Annotated in this window: 14 protein-coding genes; 4 read left to right on the forward strand and 10 right to left on the reverse strand. The window is 61.6% G+C overall.

From position 1 onward, the window contains the following. The first annotated feature begins 109 nt into the window (after nt 1-109). Nucleotides 110-1726 carry a DEAD/DEAH box helicase gene (locus NKI05_RS10415; RefSeq protein ID WP_031205363.1) on the forward strand — a complete coding sequence of 539 codons (1617 nt, stop codon included), beginning with the start codon at nt 110-112 and terminating at the stop codon, nt 1724-1726. A gap of 166 nt (nt 1727-1892) precedes the next feature. Here the strand turns inward: NKI05_RS10415 and NKI05_RS10420 are convergent, their stop codons facing one another. Then, nucleotides 1893-2786 carry a LysR family transcriptional regulator gene (locus NKI05_RS10420; protein WP_023691233.1) on the reverse strand — a complete coding sequence of 298 codons (894 nt, stop codon included), beginning with the start codon at nt 2784-2786 and terminating at the stop codon, nt 1893-1895. Nucleotides 2787-2905: 119 nt separating this feature from the next. On the opposite strand from NKI05_RS10420, the gene NKI05_RS10425 reads away from it, so the two are divergent. Together NKI05_RS10425 and NKI05_RS10430 are read left to right on the forward strand one after the other, a co-directional pair. Beyond that, entirely contained in the window at nt 2906-3790 is an 885-nt protein-coding gene (locus tag NKI05_RS10425; RefSeq protein ID WP_023691232.1) for an NmrA/HSCARG family protein, read from the forward strand. Nucleotides 3791-3837: 47 nt separating this feature from the next. Next, the gene (locus NKI05_RS10430) at nt 3838-4107 is read left to right on the forward strand and encodes a DUF2798 domain-containing protein (protein WP_023667468.1); all 270 of its coding nucleotides are present in this window, start codon (nt 3838-3840) and stop codon (nt 4105-4107) included. Between the two features lie 237 nt (nt 4108-4344). On the opposite strand, the gene NKI05_RS10435 is transcribed toward NKI05_RS10430, so the two are convergent. The 4 genes from NKI05_RS10435 to NKI05_RS10450 all read right to left on the reverse strand — a co-directional run bounded on the left by NKI05_RS10435 (nt 4345) and on the right by NKI05_RS10450 (nt 7398). After that, nucleotides 4345-4953 (reverse strand): hypothetical protein, encoded by a 609-nt coding sequence (locus NKI05_RS10435; protein ID WP_023681486.1) that lies wholly within the window; start codon nt 4951-4953, stop codon nt 4345-4347. A gap of 236 nt (nt 4954-5189) precedes the next feature. Next, nucleotides 5190-5840, reverse strand: coding sequence for a YiaD family glycine zipper/OmpA-like lipoprotein (locus NKI05_RS10440; protein ID WP_023815342.1), 651 nt, complete (start codon nt 5838-5840; stop codon nt 5190-5192). A gap of 151 nt (nt 5841-5991) precedes the next feature. After that, on the reverse strand, nt 5992-6360 hold the full coding sequence (locus NKI05_RS10445) for a GFA family protein (protein ID WP_352792359.1): 369 nt from the start codon (nt 6358-6360) through the stop codon (nt 5992-5994). 147 nt (nt 6361-6507) lie between these two features. Then, entirely contained in the window at nt 6508-7398 is an 891-nt protein-coding gene (locus tag NKI05_RS10450) for a LysR family transcriptional regulator (protein WP_023815343.1), read from the reverse strand. Nucleotides 7399-7501: 103 nt separating this feature from the next. Between NKI05_RS10450 and NKI05_RS10455 the strand changes: the two genes are divergently transcribed. Beyond that, a complete protein-coding gene (locus NKI05_RS10455; protein ID WP_023691229.1) occupies nt 7502-8371 on the forward strand; it encodes an NmrA/HSCARG family protein in 870 nt (289 codons plus the stop codon). Between the two features lie 57 nt (nt 8372-8428). On the opposite strand, the gene NKI05_RS10460 is transcribed toward NKI05_RS10455, so the two are convergent. The 5 genes from NKI05_RS10460 to NKI05_RS10480 all read right to left on the reverse strand — a co-directional run bounded on the left by NKI05_RS10460 (nt 8429) and on the right by NKI05_RS10480 (nt 14840). Continuing rightward, nucleotides 8429-8824 carry a hypothetical protein gene (locus tag NKI05_RS10460; protein ID WP_023815344.1) on the reverse strand — a complete coding sequence of 132 codons (396 nt, stop codon included), beginning with the start codon at nt 8822-8824 and terminating at the stop codon, nt 8429-8431. Between the two features lie 287 nt (nt 8825-9111). Continuing rightward, entirely contained in the window at nt 9112-9531 is a 420-nt protein-coding gene (locus tag NKI05_RS10465) for a GFA family protein (protein WP_023738930.1), read from the reverse strand. 118 nt (nt 9532-9649) lie between these two features. Beyond that, a protein-coding gene (gene prfB, locus NKI05_RS10470; RefSeq protein WP_155922402.1) for a peptide chain release factor 2 occupies nt 9650-10781 on the reverse strand; the annotation gives its coding sequence in 2 pieces (ribosomal slippage) (nt 9650-10714 and nt 10716-10781; 1131 coding nt in all). A 129-nt stretch (nt 10782-10910) separates the two neighbouring features. After that, nucleotides 10911-13367: a penicillin-binding protein 1A gene (locus tag NKI05_RS10475; RefSeq protein WP_023805260.1), complete on the reverse strand. Its 2457-nt coding sequence runs from the start codon at nt 13365-13367 to the stop codon at nt 10911-10913. Nucleotides 13368-13580: 213 nt separating this feature from the next. Further along, nucleotides 13581-14840 (reverse strand): N-acetylmuramoyl-L-alanine amidase, encoded by a 1260-nt coding sequence (locus tag NKI05_RS10480; protein WP_023708476.1) that lies wholly within the window; start codon nt 14838-14840, stop codon nt 13581-13583. Nucleotides 14841-15111: the final 271 nt, after the last annotated feature.

Below are 15111 nucleotides of genomic sequence, written 5' to 3' on the forward strand. Positions count from 1 at the left end.
TGACAAATCGCGGGCTTGCGCCTAATCGCAATACCAATCTTGCAGGCACGCTGTGCTTGCCGCGACGGATGCCGTTGCGCTTCCCCGAACCAGCCAAAGACAGCAACTCTTGTCCTCAGACACCACGACCGCTCTAGAAGCGTTGACCTTTTCAGACCTCGGCCTGTCGCCCAAGGTCCTTTCCGCAGTCACCGATGCGGGCTACACCGTGCCGACGCCGATCCAGGCTGGCGCCATCCCGCATGCCTTGCTCGGCAAGGATATTCTGGGCATAGCACAGACCGGCACCGGCAAGACGGCTTCCTTCGTGCTGCCGATGCTGACCCGCCTCGAAAAAGGCAGGGCCCGTGCCCGCATGCCGCGCACGCTGATCCTCGAGCCGACGCGCGAGCTCGCCGCGCAGGTCGAAGAGAATTTCATCAGATACGGCAAGAACCACAAGCTCAACATCGCGCTGCTGATCGGCGGCGTCTCCTTCGACGAGCAGGACAAGAAGCTGGAGCGCGGCGCCGACGTGCTGATCGCCACGCCCGGCCGTCTGCTCGATCACCGCGAGCGCGGCAAGCTGTTGCTCAACGGCGTCGAGATCCTCGTCATCGACGAGGCCGACCGCATGCTGGACATGGGCTTCATCCCCGACATCGAGCGCATCTGCGAGATGATCCCGTTCACCAGGCAGACGCTGTTCTTCTCAGCGACCATGCCGCCGGAGATCACCAAGCTCACCGAGAAATTCCTGCATGCGCCGGTGCGCGTCGAGGTGTCCAAGGCGGCATCCGCTGCCACCAACATCATCCAGCGCCTGGTCAAGTCCGGCTCCAAGCCGTGGGACAAGCGCGAGACGCTACGCAATCTGATAAAGGCCGAAGACGCCGAGCTGAAGAACGCTATCATTTTCTGCAACCGCAAGGTCGAGGTCGCGGAGCTGTTCCGCTCGCTGCTGAAGTATGATTTCGACGCCGGAGCCCTGCATGGCGACATGGACCAGCGCGCCCGCATGCAGATGCTGGCCAATTTCCGCGATGGCAAATTGCGCTATCTCGTGGCGTCCGACGTCGCCGCGCGCGGCCTCGACATTCCCGACGTCAGCCACGTCTTCAACTACGACGTGCCGATCCACGCCGAAGACTATGTCCACCGCATCGGCCGCACCGGCCGCGCCGGACGCTCGGGCAAATCCTTCACCATCGCCACCAAGTCCGACACCAAATACATCGACGCCATCGAGCGGCTGATCGGCAACAAGATCGAGTGGCATGACGGCGACCTGTCGACCGTGGTCGCCAGCGAAGGCGGCGAGGACGAAGCGCCCCGCCGTGGCCGTGGCGCTCCGCGCCGCGCCGGCCGCAAGGACGAGGACCGCAAGCCCCATGATCGCAAGGACGGTGGCGAGCGCAAGCCGCGCGAACGCCATGCCAAGCGCAGCGACGACGCGCCGGCGGCAGATGCCGCACGCGAGGAACAGCCGGCGGTAGCCGAGGCCGCGGTCGCCGACATCGGCGAACGGCATCAGCGCAAGGAAGCGATTCGCTCCGAAAACAGCGACCGCAAGGTCTCCGATCGCAACAACGAGAACCGTGCCCCGGAACGCGGCGACACAAGGCCGCAGCGCGCCAGCGGCAACAGCCGCCCTGCCCGCGGCAACAACCGCGGTGAAGACAATGACGGCACCGTCGGCTTCGGCGACGACATGCCGGCCTTCATGAAGATCGTCGCCAAGGTCTGATCCCATGAGCCGCGGCGTCCCGAGGACGCGCGGCTTTCCTGGACGCGATTGGGATGCGAGATCTGGAGCCCGCTCAGGATCAATCAGCGCCATGCGCGGTAATCGCAAGACAGGCTCGATCTGCCCGATCTCTTCCGGCCTGGAGCGCTTCAAATACCCGTCGATGCTACAGGCTTTTGAGTTCCAGGCGGGATGCCAATAAATCCAGAAATGCCCGAACCTTGGCCGAAGATGACCGGCCTTCCTGCCACAAGGCATGGATCGGCACCGGTGCCGGCTCGAATTCCGTCAAAACCAGTTCGACGAGACCGTCGTCGACCAAATGTCTTATCTGCCACAGAGGCGAGAAGCCCAAACCCAGTCCGTGGATTGCGGCGGCATAGACCGAGGTCATCAGATTGGAGCGAAAAGCGCCTGCGACCTTCACGGTCCGGGGTTTCCCGTCGATCTGAAACGTCCATTCACCTGGACGCTCGTTAGCGGTTCTGATGATGCAACTGTGCTCACTCAGCTGGAAGGGATGGGCCGGCCGGTCGCACCGCGCGAAATAGGAAGGCGCGCCGAACACAACGCGCCGCAACGCTCCCAGGCGTTTGGCTTTCAAGTTGGAATCCGGCAAATCGCCGATGCGTATTGCCAGGTCGAGACCTTCGGCGCCAAGATCGGCAAATCCATCGGAAAGTTGAAGATCGACCTCGACCCGGGGAAATGTCCGCATGTATTCCGCGATGACAGGCATCAGGACGTTCGGGCCAAACAGAACCGGCGCCCCGATGCGCAGGACGCCTGCCGGCTCCGATCGTTGATTGATCGCCTGAAGTCTTGCGTCGTTTATTTCGTCGACCGCGGGTTTGATCCGGTTGAAAAAGGCTGCTCCGACTTCACTTGGTGTCGAGCGACGCGTTGTCCTGTGGATCAGCTCGACGCCGACTGATTGCTCCAGTGCCGCCAGGGACCGGCTGACCGACTGCAGCGAGCGGTTCAGCCGATGTGCGGCAGTCGTCAGACTTCCATGCTCGACGATCGCGATGAAAGCCTCGAAATCGTCCATTCGGCTCATGCATTCTCCCGACATTCGACATAATATATCGCAAAAACGGGTAATTGTAACGACAATTGCGACGTCGTACCTCTCTGCAAGTTGTCCCGCGAGGACAGGCTTGATGGAAGGAAATCGTCATGCAAGTAGCCAATCCAACTGTTCTGGTTGTTGGTGCCACAGGCCGAGTTGCGGGACTTGTCGTGCCTGAACTTGTCCGCCGCAATGCCAATGTTCGAGCGCTCGTTCGCGACCCTGCGAATGCCGAAAAGGCCCGGAAGGTGGGGGCATCCGAGGTTGCGACAGGAGATTTGCGAAATCGTCAGAGCCTCGAAAGGGCGGTCGCGGGCGTCGACGGCGTCTTTCACATTGGGCCGGCTTTTGCTCCCGATGAAGCAGCCATGGGCGTTGCCATGGTTGAGGCCGCCACGCGAGCAGGAGTTCGAAAGTTCGTCTTCTCGTCGGTGATCCAGCCTACCAATACGCGACTGAAGAACCATGCCAGCAAGGTGCCTGTCGAGGCTGCTCTCTACTCGACGACGATGGAATATACGATTCTGCACCCTGCCAATTTCATGCAGAACCTCGCAGCGGCCTGGCCGTCCGTCGTTGAACATGGTGTTTTCTCGGAACCGTTTCCAAAGACGGCGAAGCTGGCCCGCGTCGACTACCGCGATGTCGCTGAGGTGGCGGCGATCGCCCTAACCGAAGCGCGATTGTCCTACGCGACCCTCGATCTGTGCGCTGACGGCATGCACAGCCGGGAAGACATCGTTGCGATGATGAGTGAGGAACTTGGCAGACCCATCTCTTCTGGTGAGCCGACATTTGGCGAGTGGGCGGCCGAGGCACGCCTTCCCTACAATGACCGCCAAATGCAGGTGCTGGCCAAAATATACGCCCACTATGCCCACTATGGCCTTGGCGGAAACAGTCTGACATTGCGCGCCGCCCTGGGCCGCGAACCGCGTTCGTTGCGCGGCTTTATTCGAAACCTTGCCCAGCAAATGGCGCAGGCCGCCTGACTGCGCCCAGCCGCGCATACTTCCACTTTTCGAGAAGGAGATAGGTGATGCGACCGTCATCCCACAAGGTTTTGAAATCGAGGAAGCTACCGGCCTCCTACAATGCGCTGGTAATGCCATTCGTACTTTCCATCCTGATGTCGTGCATTGTTTCCGCGGTAGCGACGCTGATCAATGCGGGCTGGACAACCGGTTTCGTGGCGACCTGGCCGTATGCATGGGGAGCATCATGGCTAGTGGGCTTTCCAAGTCTGCTGCTGGTCTTGCCGATCGTGCGCCGTATCGTTGCGGCAATTGTCGATCAGCCGACCTCGTAGGCCTTGATTACGGAGTCCGACATGCCAAACAAGAACGGCCCTTGCGGGCCGCTTTTACCTTCGACTGACGGCTCGCAGCGCCATTGTCGACTTCCGCGACCAGATACCTGTCTTCATGCGGGCAGCCTTCATGCGCGCCGGCCCTCATGCCGATCGTCGTCCGAGCCTGATCCCGAGCGCTCTCAATTGCAGCCGGCCAGCTTGCACCCTTGGCAAGCTTCTATCCTGGCCCGTCCGTCACATCGGGCCGGGCATCATCTTGGTCGGTTTTTCCAGCATCGGAAACTCTGCCTTGCTGCATTTCACGTTCGGGTTGGTCGGACTGAACATGCCGTTCGGATTGTCTCTGAACAGCCAGGCATGAAGGTCGTAGTGGACGAACTCCCTCGGAATGAGCGGGTAGTGCCCTTCCATCGGTCCCATGAAGGTCTGGCCAAATAGTTTTGGAGGTTCCTTGGTGTCTGGCGTCAGGGGCACCAGCCATTCCACGCCAACCAATTTCAAGCCTTTCTTGGTCGGCTCGTAGATCAGCACATTGGGGCGCATCGGATCGAGTTTCTGACCGACACTCGGAACGTTGACGAAATGGATGCCCATAGCGCCCTTCGGATAGTCCATTGCGCCCTCGATCCTGTCCCCGCTGTAATAGACACACCCGACAGTCGACAGATAAAGGTCGCGGACGGCGACCGTGTAGTCCTCATATTTGGCGAGCGATTTCTTCAAAGCTTCGATGTCGGCTTTGTTGGCGTCCTCGGCTCGAGCCGTGGCGGCTGCGCACCAAGCTGAGACCAGACCTGTCAAAATGAGGACGCCGCAACGCCCAAGACGAGCTGTTCTTGTCATGCATTCCTCCCAGATTTCCTTATCTGGCCGTGCAGGACCGGGGCCGACTAAGTGACTGCGCGGCCGTTTGTACCGCCCCATCCCCTCTGGAACCGCACCAATGCTAATCCCTTCCAAGGCCTCCGGAAAGGGATTATTAGAAATCTCTAATGCGTTAGACCTTTTGGCGGACCACAGGAGCCCAAAAAGAAAGCGGCCCCTTGCGGGGCCGCCTTCGCATTTCGATGCCGAACAATTCAGGTCAGCGGCGAAAGCTGGATCTCGACGCGCCGGTTCTGCGCACGGCCGACCGCCGTTCCGTTGGACGCGATCGGACGGGTCTTGCCGAAACCGGTGACGGCGAAGCGGCGCGAATCCACACCTTGCCCTGAGAGATAGTTGGCGACCGCCAATGCGCGGCGCTGCGACAGATCGAAATTGTGTTCGTCGCCACCGGTCGAATCGGTGTGGCCGAACACGTCGACCGTGGTCTGCTTGAACTTCTTCAGCACCAGCGCAACCGAGTTCAGAACCTGATAGAAGCCGGGCTTCACCGCATCCTGGTCGACGTTGAAAGTAATGTCGGACGGCATGTTGAGGATGATCTGGTCGCCGGTGCGGGTGACGCTGACGCCGGTGCCTTCGAGCTGGCGGCGCAGTTCAGCCTCGTTCTGGTCCATGGTCGCGCCGATGGCGCCGCCGGCCAGCGCGCCGATACCGGCGCCGATCAGCGCGTTGCGGCGGTCATTGCCGCCGGCAAGCAGGCCGAGGCCCGCGCCCGCCAGGGCGCCAAGGCCGGCGCCGGCAGCGGTGTTGGAAACCTTCTGCTCGCCGGTGTACGGATCGGTCGTGGTGCAGGCACTCACCAGCACAGCCGTCGCAACGGCGACGAGCACAGTCTTTTTCATAAGGATCGTCCCTCTCCAAATCGCGGCCTTTGCGGCTCGCGCATATAAGCCCTTCTCCGGTCTTGTAACATGAAATGCGGCGAAAAACCGAGCGGCGAAAGCGGCTTTTCCCCGCTCGCGCCACTCTTCCGCTTCGGCGGTTGGCGCTGGCCTACCAGAGGTTCTTGCCGTCAATGACGACCACCTCGACCTTGTCGAGGTCGAAATCATCGAACAGCCGCGAATTGACTGATATCTTGGGATTGTCGAAGTCCGGTTTGCCGGTCGACCAGTCCGGCGTTTCGGTGAAGGTGCCCCAGCCGCAAATGGCGCAAAACCCGTGTTTGACGGTCTTCGATCCCCATTGATAGAAGGAAACGTTTTCCGGCGAGCTGGTGAGCTTGAATTGCGACGGAACGTAGTAAGCCCACAGCGAACCGCGCTTGGAGCAGAACGAGCAGGTGCATTGTGTTACCGTCTCGGGCGCCTCCGAAACCTCGAACGTAGTCGCCTTGCAATGACAGCTGGCCTTGATGGTCATGAAAAGCCTTCCTCTCCGTTGCCCGCCACCCATGCGGCAAGGCACCATAAAGGAAGGCTCCTGACAACTGTCTGTCAGCAGGCTCCGGTCGACCGAGCCGACCGGCGCTCTGGCTAAAGCGGGCCCGTCGTCACCTCCCAATTGTCGTCACCTGCCGATATAGGCGGCCAGTTCGTCCGGCGTCCCGTTTGGGAAAGCCTGTTTCAGAAAATCCAGGAACGCCGACACGCGCGCGCTGAGCAGCCGCCGCGACGGGTAGAGCGTCCATAGAGAAATTTCGGGGCCGTCAATATCCCCCCAATTCACCAGTGTGCCGTCAGCCAGGTCGTGGGCCACCAACGAAATGGGAAGCCGTCCTGCGCCTACGCCGGCTCGCACCGCATCGCGGACCATGATGAGTGTCGACAAGGCGAGGACCGGCTCGATTCTAAGTGTTGCCCAGCCACCTGGTGTCTTCACCTGCCATGTTTGCCGCTCGCCTGTCCCGCGCGCAACGCCAGGAGCGGCGAGCCCATCGGTCGGGCGAGGAAGGTCCGGGCTCGCCACAACGACCAGGCGGTCGCGGAGAAACGCCCGTCCGACCAGGCTTTCATCGGGATCCGGATTGACCCGGATTACCAGATCGTAGCCTTCCTCGATCATGTCGACATGCCGGTCTTCGGTGGTCACTTCAAGCCTCACCTCAGGATACCTCAGGGCAAATCCCGCAGCGATCCTCCCCATTGCAGTCTGCGAAAAATGCAAAGGCGCGCTGATCCGCAATCTGCCCTTGGGTCTCTGACCGCCCGAGGCAATCGCCGATGCCGTCTCGTCCAGCTCGGCAAGCAACGCCCCCGTCCGCTCGAAGAGCGCCCGTCCTTCTTCGGTCAGCTTCAGGTTACGCGCACCCCGTTCGAACAGACGCAGATCGAGACTGCTTTCCAATTCGCCAACGCGCCGGGACAACGTTGCCTTGGGCCGGCCGGTGGACCTTGCCGCTTTGCCGAAGCCGCCATGGCGAGCCACCAGGTTAAAATCGGCAAGGGCTAAAAGATCCATGACTGTCCCACCAGTGAGACGACGTGTCTAAAATTGCCGTCTACTGGGCTCTTTGTGAGCCACGCATATTGGGGCTGTCAAGCAACCCAACAGGAGAAATTCCATGACCATTCTCGTTACCGGCGCCACCGGCAATATCGGCCGCCAAGTCGTCGAACAGCTCGCCAAGCGCGGCGCCGATGTGCGTGCTCTCGTGCGCGATCCGTCGAAAGCCAGTTTTCCGGCAGGCGTATCAGTCGTGCAAGGCGACTTTCTCGATGTCGATTCGCTGCGCAAAGCCATGTCTGGCGTTTCCACGCTGTTTCTCTTGAACGCCGTGGTGCCGGACGAATTCACCCAGGCTTTGATCGCCTTGAACGTCGCCCGATCGGCCGGCATCGAGCGGATCGTCTATCTCTCGGTGATCCACGCTGACGTCTATGTGAACGTGCCGCATTTCGCGGGTAAGTTCGGCGTCGAGCGAATGATCGAGCAGATGGACTTCAAAGCTACGATCTTGCGCCCGGCCTACTTCATCCAGAACGATCTGACGGTCGAAGACGTCATCACCGGCTACGGCACCTACCCAATGCCGATCGGCCCCAAGGGCCTCGCCATGATCGACGCCCGCGATATCGCCGAGATCGCCGCCCTTGAGCTGCTGCGTCGCGAACTGTCGAAGGAGCCGCTTGCGTTCGAGCGGATCAACCTCGTCGGTCCGCAGACACTGACCGGGACGGACATTGCCGCGATCTGGTCAGACGTACTCGCCCGCCCGATCAGCTACAGCGGCGACAATACGGAGGGTTTTGAGCAAAATCTCAAGCAGTTCCTGCCCGCCTGGATGGCCTACGACATGCGCCTGATGGGCGAGCGCTTCTTCACCGACGGGATGCTGCCCGAGGCCGGCGACGTCGAGCGCCTGACGGCACTTCTGGGTCGCCCACTGCGCCCGTATCGCGACTTCGCCTCGGCACTCGCTGCTTCCGTCTGACGCAAGCGCCTTCAGCACCACCAAGGCCGGCCTTCCGATGAGAACTGCCAACAGAACTCAGTAGGAACGCGGTGGCACGAACAGGCAGATCGTCTTGCCTGCGTCGAGGCCGGCCTGATGCGCGCACCAGTGGAAATCGCCGTCGGGTGAGTCCTTGACCCGCTTGTCGCTCATCGGAACGACCTCCCCCGTTCCGGCGATCACATAGCCCTCCGGCTTTTCCAGCACCTCGCCGGTATGGGTGGTGCGGCAGTCGTAGTTTGCGCAGCAGGCGAAGGGATAACTCCAGCCTTGCGGCTTCGCCGCCGTAGGCTTGGCGTCATGGGCGAAGGCGGGTCCGGTCAGCACCGCCGCAAGCATCGCGATTGCAAAGATCGGGGTGACGAACAAGGAAAACAGGAGTCGGCCAGCCGGTTGAACGGCTCTGGCCGATCGGAGAGTGGCAGCAGACATGGAAGCGTTCCTTTCAAACGAGCATCAAGCGTTTCGCTTGCCCGTTCCCGGAACGTGTCTTCCCAGTGGCCGGATCGTCAGGTCGCAGATATGCCGCGTCCGGCCATAAATGCTTTTTCTCTTCCAGCCCTCGGATGCTGGGCTGATTCCTTGGCTGGCGCAAGAAGTTGCTGCGCGAGGCCGCACATCTACGCCGCTATCTGCAACCGCTGACGAGATCCAAGGCCAGGCTCAACTCCCGGCAGACGGGCATCGAAACAACGGGATTGGCCGAATGTGGTTCCAGCCTATACTTCGCCTGGACCGGCGATCACATGCCCTTCATATTGCGGCAAGTCGTCGGCGATGGTGAACCATGGCGCTTTGGAGCCGACGAAGATGTGCGCGGTCGGCCGGATCGTCGGATCGTCGACCAGCGTGCCCATGGCGACATGGACATAGGCGCCGTCGCGGACCAGCGAATACAGCAACGAGCCGCAGCGGCTGCAATGCGCATCGTGGCCGCTGTCATCGCCGAAATGGATGAGCCCGTGATGCCCTTCGGCAAGGGCAAGTTTCTCGCGCTCGATGCCGGCGAAGGGCTTGAAGGCGGAACCTGTGGTGCGCCGGCAGTTCGAACAATGGCAGATCGCGGCATAGACGAACTCGTCCGCCACTTCATACTGAACCGTGCCGCAAAAGCATTTGCCGGTGAGCCTGCGACTCATGGTTCCTCCTTCGCTCCTCCGCCAAGGGATGTTCTTATTCAAGTCAGCCGAGTCGAAAGTGGCGGAAGCGCAGGTATCATCCATTCGCAGGCCGGCCTCAGCTGAATATGAACATATCCTAGTCGAGGTCGGCCACGGCTTCACCGGCACCGCCCTCGATGCGCTGCGACAACGAGGCTTCCATGAAGTCGTCGAGGTCGCCGTCGAGCACGCTCGACGGGCTGGTGCTCTCGACGCCGGTGCGCAGGTCCTTCACCAACTGGTAGGGCTGCAGCACATAGGAACGAATCTGGTGACCCCAGCCGATGTCGCTCTTCGACGCTTCTGTGGCATTGGCCACCGCTTCGCGCTTCTTCAGCTCTTCCTCGTAAAGGCGCGAGCGCAGCATTTCCCAGGCCTTCGCCTTGTTCTTGTGCTGCGAGCGTTCGGCCTGGCAGGCAACCGCGATGCCGGTGGCGATATGGGTGATGCGAACCGCCGAGTCCGTGGTGTTGACGTGCTGGCCGCCCGAACCGGATGAGCGGTAGGTGTCGATGCGTACATCGGATTCCGAGACGTCGATCTCGATCCTGTCATCGACGACCGGGTAGACCCAGACGCTGGAGAAGGACGTGTGGCGGCGCGCATTGCTGTCATAGGGTGAAATGCGGACCAGGCGATGAACGCCCGACTCGGTCTTCAGCCAGCCATAGGCATTGTGGCCCTTGATCAGGAGCGTGGCGGACTTGATGCCGGCCTCTTCGCCGTCATGGACTTCCAGCACTTCGACCTTGAAACGGCGACGCTCGGCCCAGCGCGTGTACATGCGCAGAAGCATCGAGGCCCAGTCCTGGCTCTCGGTGCCGCCGGCGCCGGCATGGACTTCGAGATAGGTGTCGTTGGCGTCGGCCTCGCCCGACAGCAGCGTCTCGACCTGGCGGGCCTTGGCCTCGCCCTGCATCGAGCGGAGGGCTGCTTCCGCCTCGGCGATCACGCTCTGGTCGCCCTCTTCCTCACCCAGTTCGATCAGGCCAATATTGTCTTCCAGCGCCTGCGTCAGGCTTTTGACGCCGGCGATCCCGTCTTCGAGGCCCTGGCGCTCGCGCATCAGCTTTTGCGCTTCCAGCGGATCATTCCAGAGGCTGGAATCCTCGGCGCGCACGTTCAGGTATTCAAGCCGCTTTATGGCCTGATCCCAGTCAAAGATGCCTCCTCAGCAGGGTGATCGCCTGCCTGATCTCGTCGACAATGTTCTGCGTTTCCGCGCGCATGGCTGGTTGTTCTGTCCTGTTTTTAAAGTGGCGCTTGGGTCGGCGCGATACATAGGCACGGCATTGCTGCCTGTAAAGCGAAATGGGCCGGCTCAACAAGCCAGCCCATTCGACGTAAAAATCAGGTCGTCAGTAGAGTCCGCCGCCGGGTGCCTGGATAGCTTCCGTAGCCTGCGGCGATAGCGGTCCGCCGGCGCCGTTGGACCCGTCGGCGCCCATGCCGATCACCCAATAGCTGTCGGCGGGGCCGGTGCCGGGCTTGAAGGCTTCGATTATGGTGCCGGGATCGCCCGACGCGGCACGCATGCCGGTCTTGCGGTTGATGGCGACCAGGTTCATGCCTTCCGGAACCTTGAAGTCGACATTGGGCGTGCCGTCCAGCGCAACGCGCATGAAGTCCTTGAAGATAGGCGCCGCCAGACCGCCGCCGGTGGCGCCATGGCCGAGACCGCGCGGCGTGTCGTAACCCATGTAAAGGCCGACGACGAGGTTCGGCGTATAGCCGATGAACCAGGCGTCCTTCTCGTCATTGGTCGTTCCGGTCTTGCCGGCGATGTGGCGGCCAAGCTCGGCGATGGTGGCGCCGGTGCCGCGCTGGACCACGCCTTCCATCATCGAGGTGATCTGGTAGGCGGTCATCGGATCGAGCACCTGCTCGGAATTGTCGACCAGTTCCGGTTCGGGCTGGTTGTTCCATTCGGGCGCATTGCAGCCTTCGCAGCCGCGCTCGTCCTGCTTGAACACGGTCTTGCCGTAGCGGTCCTGGATGCGGTCGATGAGCGAGGGTTTGATCGACTTGCCGCCATTGGCCATGATCGAATAGGCCGACACCATGCGCATCACCGTCGTCTCGCCGGAGCCCAGCGCCATAGGCAGATACGGCGCCAGATGGTCGTAGACGCCGAACCTCTCGGCATATTCCACCACCAGCTTCATGCCCATGTCGTTGGCGAGCCGCACCGTCATCAAATTGCGCGACTTTTCGATACCGGAGCGCAAGGTCGCGGGGCCGGCCACCGTGCCGTCATAGTTCTTCGGCGTCCAGGTCGTGGTGCCGCTCTGGATGGTGATCGGTCCGTCCATGATCACCGAGGCCGGCGTATAGCCATTGTCGAGCGCGGCCGAATAGACGATCGGCTTGAAGGACGATCCCGGCTGGCGCATCGCCTGCGTGGCACGGTTGAACTCCGACTGCGCATAGGAGAAGCCGCCGACCATGGCCAGCACGCGCCCGGTATGTGGATCCATGGCGATCAGGCCGCCCTCCACTTCCGGCACCTGGCGCAACGTGTAGGCGCCTTCCGACCCTTCGTTCTTCTGCACGAAGATGACGTCGCCGGGCTGCAGTACATCGGCCGGAGACTTGGCCTTGACCGTCTTGCCATCGACCACATGGCGCATGGCGAAGCTCATGTCTTCCTTGCTGACGGCGCCTTCGATGCGTTCCTTGACGATATCGCCCGAAATCTGCCGCGTCGGCTGCAGGCCGATGGAAAGGCCGGTCGCCGAGCTGTCGAGCACGACGGCAAGCGACCATTCCGGCACGTCTTCCAGCCCCTTGACGTTGCCCAGCGCCACGCCCCAGTCGCCGGAAGCATCGATATGCGTCACCGGTCCGCGATAGCCGCGCAGCGTGTCGTATTTGAGCAAGCCGTTCTGCATCGACTTGCGGGCGATGAGCTGGATCTTCGGATCGAGCGTCGTGCGCACCGAAAGGCCGCCCTCATAGAGCGCGTTCTCGCCATAGCGCGAGATGATCTGGCGGCGCACTTCCTCGGTGAAATATTCACCCGCAAACAGATAGGAGCCGTTACGACGCGGCGTCACGCCGAGCGGCTCGGCCTTGGCCTTGTCGCCTTCCTCGCGCGTCACGTAGCCGTTCTCGACCATCTGGTCGATGACCCAGTTGCGGCGCTCGATGGCGCGGTCGGCATGCTTGAAGGGATGGTAGTTGTTGGGCCCCTTCGGCAGCGACGCCAGATAGGCGGCTTCCGCGACCGTGAGTTCGTTGACCGACTTGTCGAAATAGGTCAGTGCCGCGCCCGCAACGCCATAGGCGCCGAAGCCGAAGAAGATTTCGTTGAGATAGAGCTCAAGGATGCGGTCCTTCGAATAAGCCTGCTCGATGCGGAAGGCCAGGATCATCTCCTTGATCTTGCGCTCGTAGGTCTGGTCCGAGGACAAGAGGAAGTTCTTCGCCACCTGCTGGGTGATGGTCGAGGCGCCGACCTGGCGCCTGCCCGAACCCAGATTCTGCAGGTTGACGTAGATGGCGCGGCCAAGCCCGGTGATGTCGATGCCGGGATGGTTGTAGAAATTCTTGTCCTCGGCCGACAGGAACGCCGCCTTGACCCGGTCCGGAACCGCCTGGATCGGCAGATAGAGCCGCCGTTCGCGCGCATATTCGGCCATCAGCGAGCCGTCGGAAGCATGGATGCGGGTCGTCACTGGCGGCTCGTACTTGGCCAGGACCTCGTAGTCGGGCAGGTCTTTCGAGAGATGGCTGATGTATATCGCCACGCCCGCGGCGACCATAAGCGCCAGCGTCGTGCCGATACCAAAGAAATAGCCGATAAGACGAATCATGCCCGCTCCAGTCCGAGGTTCGGGAATTTCCTAGACGAAGCCGCCTTTCGCGCAAGCCTTCGCAACTGTCCCGATCCGTGATGGAAAACCCATGTCGCCACCATGTGGGCAAAATACGGCAGTGCCCGGTTTAGGCATCCCCCACCTGAAATAAAAGCGCCTGGTGTTGTCGTCGTGCAACGCTGCCTCCGGTCGTGGGCGGCGGCGACCATCTCAGCCTCCGGTTCCCGTTCCCATCTTGGCGGAGGCAAACAGGGCGACGGCGTTGGTGATGCTCTGCGCCGCCTTGCCGCGCCAGTCGGCGTCGAGCAGTTGCGCTTCATCCTTGGCGTTGGAGAGATAGCCGAGTTCCACCAGCACCGACGGCACATCGGGCGCTTTCAGCACTTTGAAACCGGCCGAACGCTGCGGATTGTTGATCAGGCCGACGCTGGTGGACAACTGGCCGACCAGAGTGTGGGCAAAGCTCATCGAGAAATTATGCGTCTCGCGGCGGATCAGGTCGATCAGTATGTCGGTGACTTCCTTGTTGTCGTCCTTGATCACCATGCCGGCGAACTGGTCGGAGAGGTTTTCACGGTCGGCAAGCGCCTGCGCTTGCGGATCGGACGCCTTGTCGGAGACGGTATAGACGGTGGCGCCTCTGATACCCTTGACGCTGATCGTGTCGGCATGGATCGAGATCAAAAGGTCGGCCTCGTGCTGACGGGCGATGCGCACGCGGTCATCGAGCCGCAGGAACTCGTCGGAATCGCGCGTCATGAACACGTCGTAGTTGCCGACGGCGGCGAGCTTGTCGCGCAGTTCGGTGGCGAAGGCCAGCGTCACGTTCTTCTCGATGGTGCCGTTGAGGCCTTCGGCGCCACCGTCGATGCCGCCATGGCCGGGATCGATGACGATGGTGAAGCGATGCCCGGGATTGGAGATCGGCCCTGTGCCGACCCTGGAGCCCTTGTCGGTGGAGACGGTCGAGCCGGTGGTCAGCGCCTGGTTGGCAAGGGCTTCGTCGAACTCGCGGTCGGAGGCTGCCGACACGTCGATGGCGATGCGATAGCCTGCGCCGTCCTCGTTCTTGAGCACCTCGAGCTTGTCGACCGAGAACGGCCCCTTGCCGGTCAGGATCAGCCGCGATCCCTCGCCCTGATCGCCATAACGCACCGCTTTGACCAGGCCGCGGGCCTTGGCGTCCTTCGCGCCAATGGCGAATCGGGTGCGCGGCAGGTCCACGACCAGCCGGTTGGGGCCGCGCAGCAGGAACCATTTGATGTCGGGCTCGCGGTCGAAATCGATGACGATGCGCATCTTGGTTGCGTCGCCGGCCATCTTGTAGGCGGTGGCGCCGAGTGGCGCATCGGCGGCGCGTGAAACCGGCGCAAAAGCAAGGCAAAGCGCCAGCAGCAACAGCACACCGGCAGCGCGCAGGAAACGGCCTGCACGGCCATGGCCCTTGTCTGTGGTGCCCGCCAGTCCCATTTCTTTGCAGTCGCTCCCGGTTTGGCGCCTTGCGCCCGCGTGGTTGGTCGAAATGCCGGTCAGGCCGCAGACTCGATTAACGATTGGTATCCAGAGAAGGTTAACCAAGCCTTTTCATTGAGGATTAAGGCCTGTGCTTCCGTTACGGCACTGCTTTTTGCCGGCATCCGAAATCGGGGTTGCCTTCCACCCCGTCAAATCATAAAAGCGATGGTGGATCACTGCAATCCTGGAACCGCTTCTCCCGCAGCTTCCTGCTACAGGTCAGATG

This window comes from Mesorhizobium sp. M0771 (genome assembly GCF_040320155.1).
Lineage (GTDB): Bacteria > Pseudomonadota > Alphaproteobacteria > Rhizobiales > Rhizobiaceae > Mesorhizobium.

Bases quoted from the DNA above. Each gene is read 5' to 3' on its own strand.
- NKI05_RS10420 (WP_023691233.1), bottom strand. From the start codon at position 2,786: ATGAGCCGAATGGACGATTTCGAGGCTTTCATCGCGATCGTCGAGCAT.
- NKI05_RS10425 (WP_023691232.1), top strand. From the start codon at position 2,906: ATGCAAGTAGCCAATCCAACTGTTCTGGTTGTTGGTGCCACAGGCCGA.
- NKI05_RS10430 (WP_023667468.1), top strand. From the start codon at position 3,838: ATGCGACCGTCATCCCACAAGGTTTTGAAATCGAGGAAGCTACCGGCC.
- NKI05_RS10435 (WP_023681486.1), bottom strand. From the start codon at position 4,953: ATGACAAGAACAGCTCGTCTTGGGCGTTGCGGCGTCCTCATTTTGACA.
- NKI05_RS10440 (WP_023815342.1), bottom strand. From the start codon at position 5,840: ATGAAAAAGACTGTGCTCGTCGCCGTTGCGACGGCTGTGCTGGTGAGT.
- NKI05_RS10445 (WP_352792359.1), bottom strand. From the start codon at position 6,360: ATGACCATCAAGGCCAGCTGTCATTGCAAGGCGACTACGTTCGAGGTT.
- NKI05_RS10450 (WP_023815343.1), bottom strand. From the start codon at position 7,398: ATGGATCTTTTAGCCCTTGCCGATTTTAACCTGGTGGCTCGCCATGGC.
- NKI05_RS10455 (WP_023691229.1), top strand. From the start codon at position 7,502: ATGACCATTCTCGTTACCGGCGCCACCGGCAATATCGGCCGCCAAGTC.
- NKI05_RS10460 (WP_023815344.1), bottom strand. From the start codon at position 8,824: ATGTCTGCTGCCACTCTCCGATCGGCCAGAGCCGTTCAACCGGCTGGC.
- NKI05_RS10465 (WP_023738930.1), bottom strand. From the start codon at position 9,531: ATGAGTCGCAGGCTCACCGGCAAATGCTTTTGCGGCACGGTTCAGTAT.
- NKI05_RS10475 (WP_023805260.1), bottom strand. From the start codon at position 13,367: ATGATTCGTCTTATCGGCTATTTCTTTGGTATCGGCACGACGCTGGCG.
- NKI05_RS10480 (WP_023708476.1), bottom strand. From the start codon at position 14,840: ATGGGACTGGCGGGCACCACAGACAAGGGCCATGGCCGTGCAGGCCGT.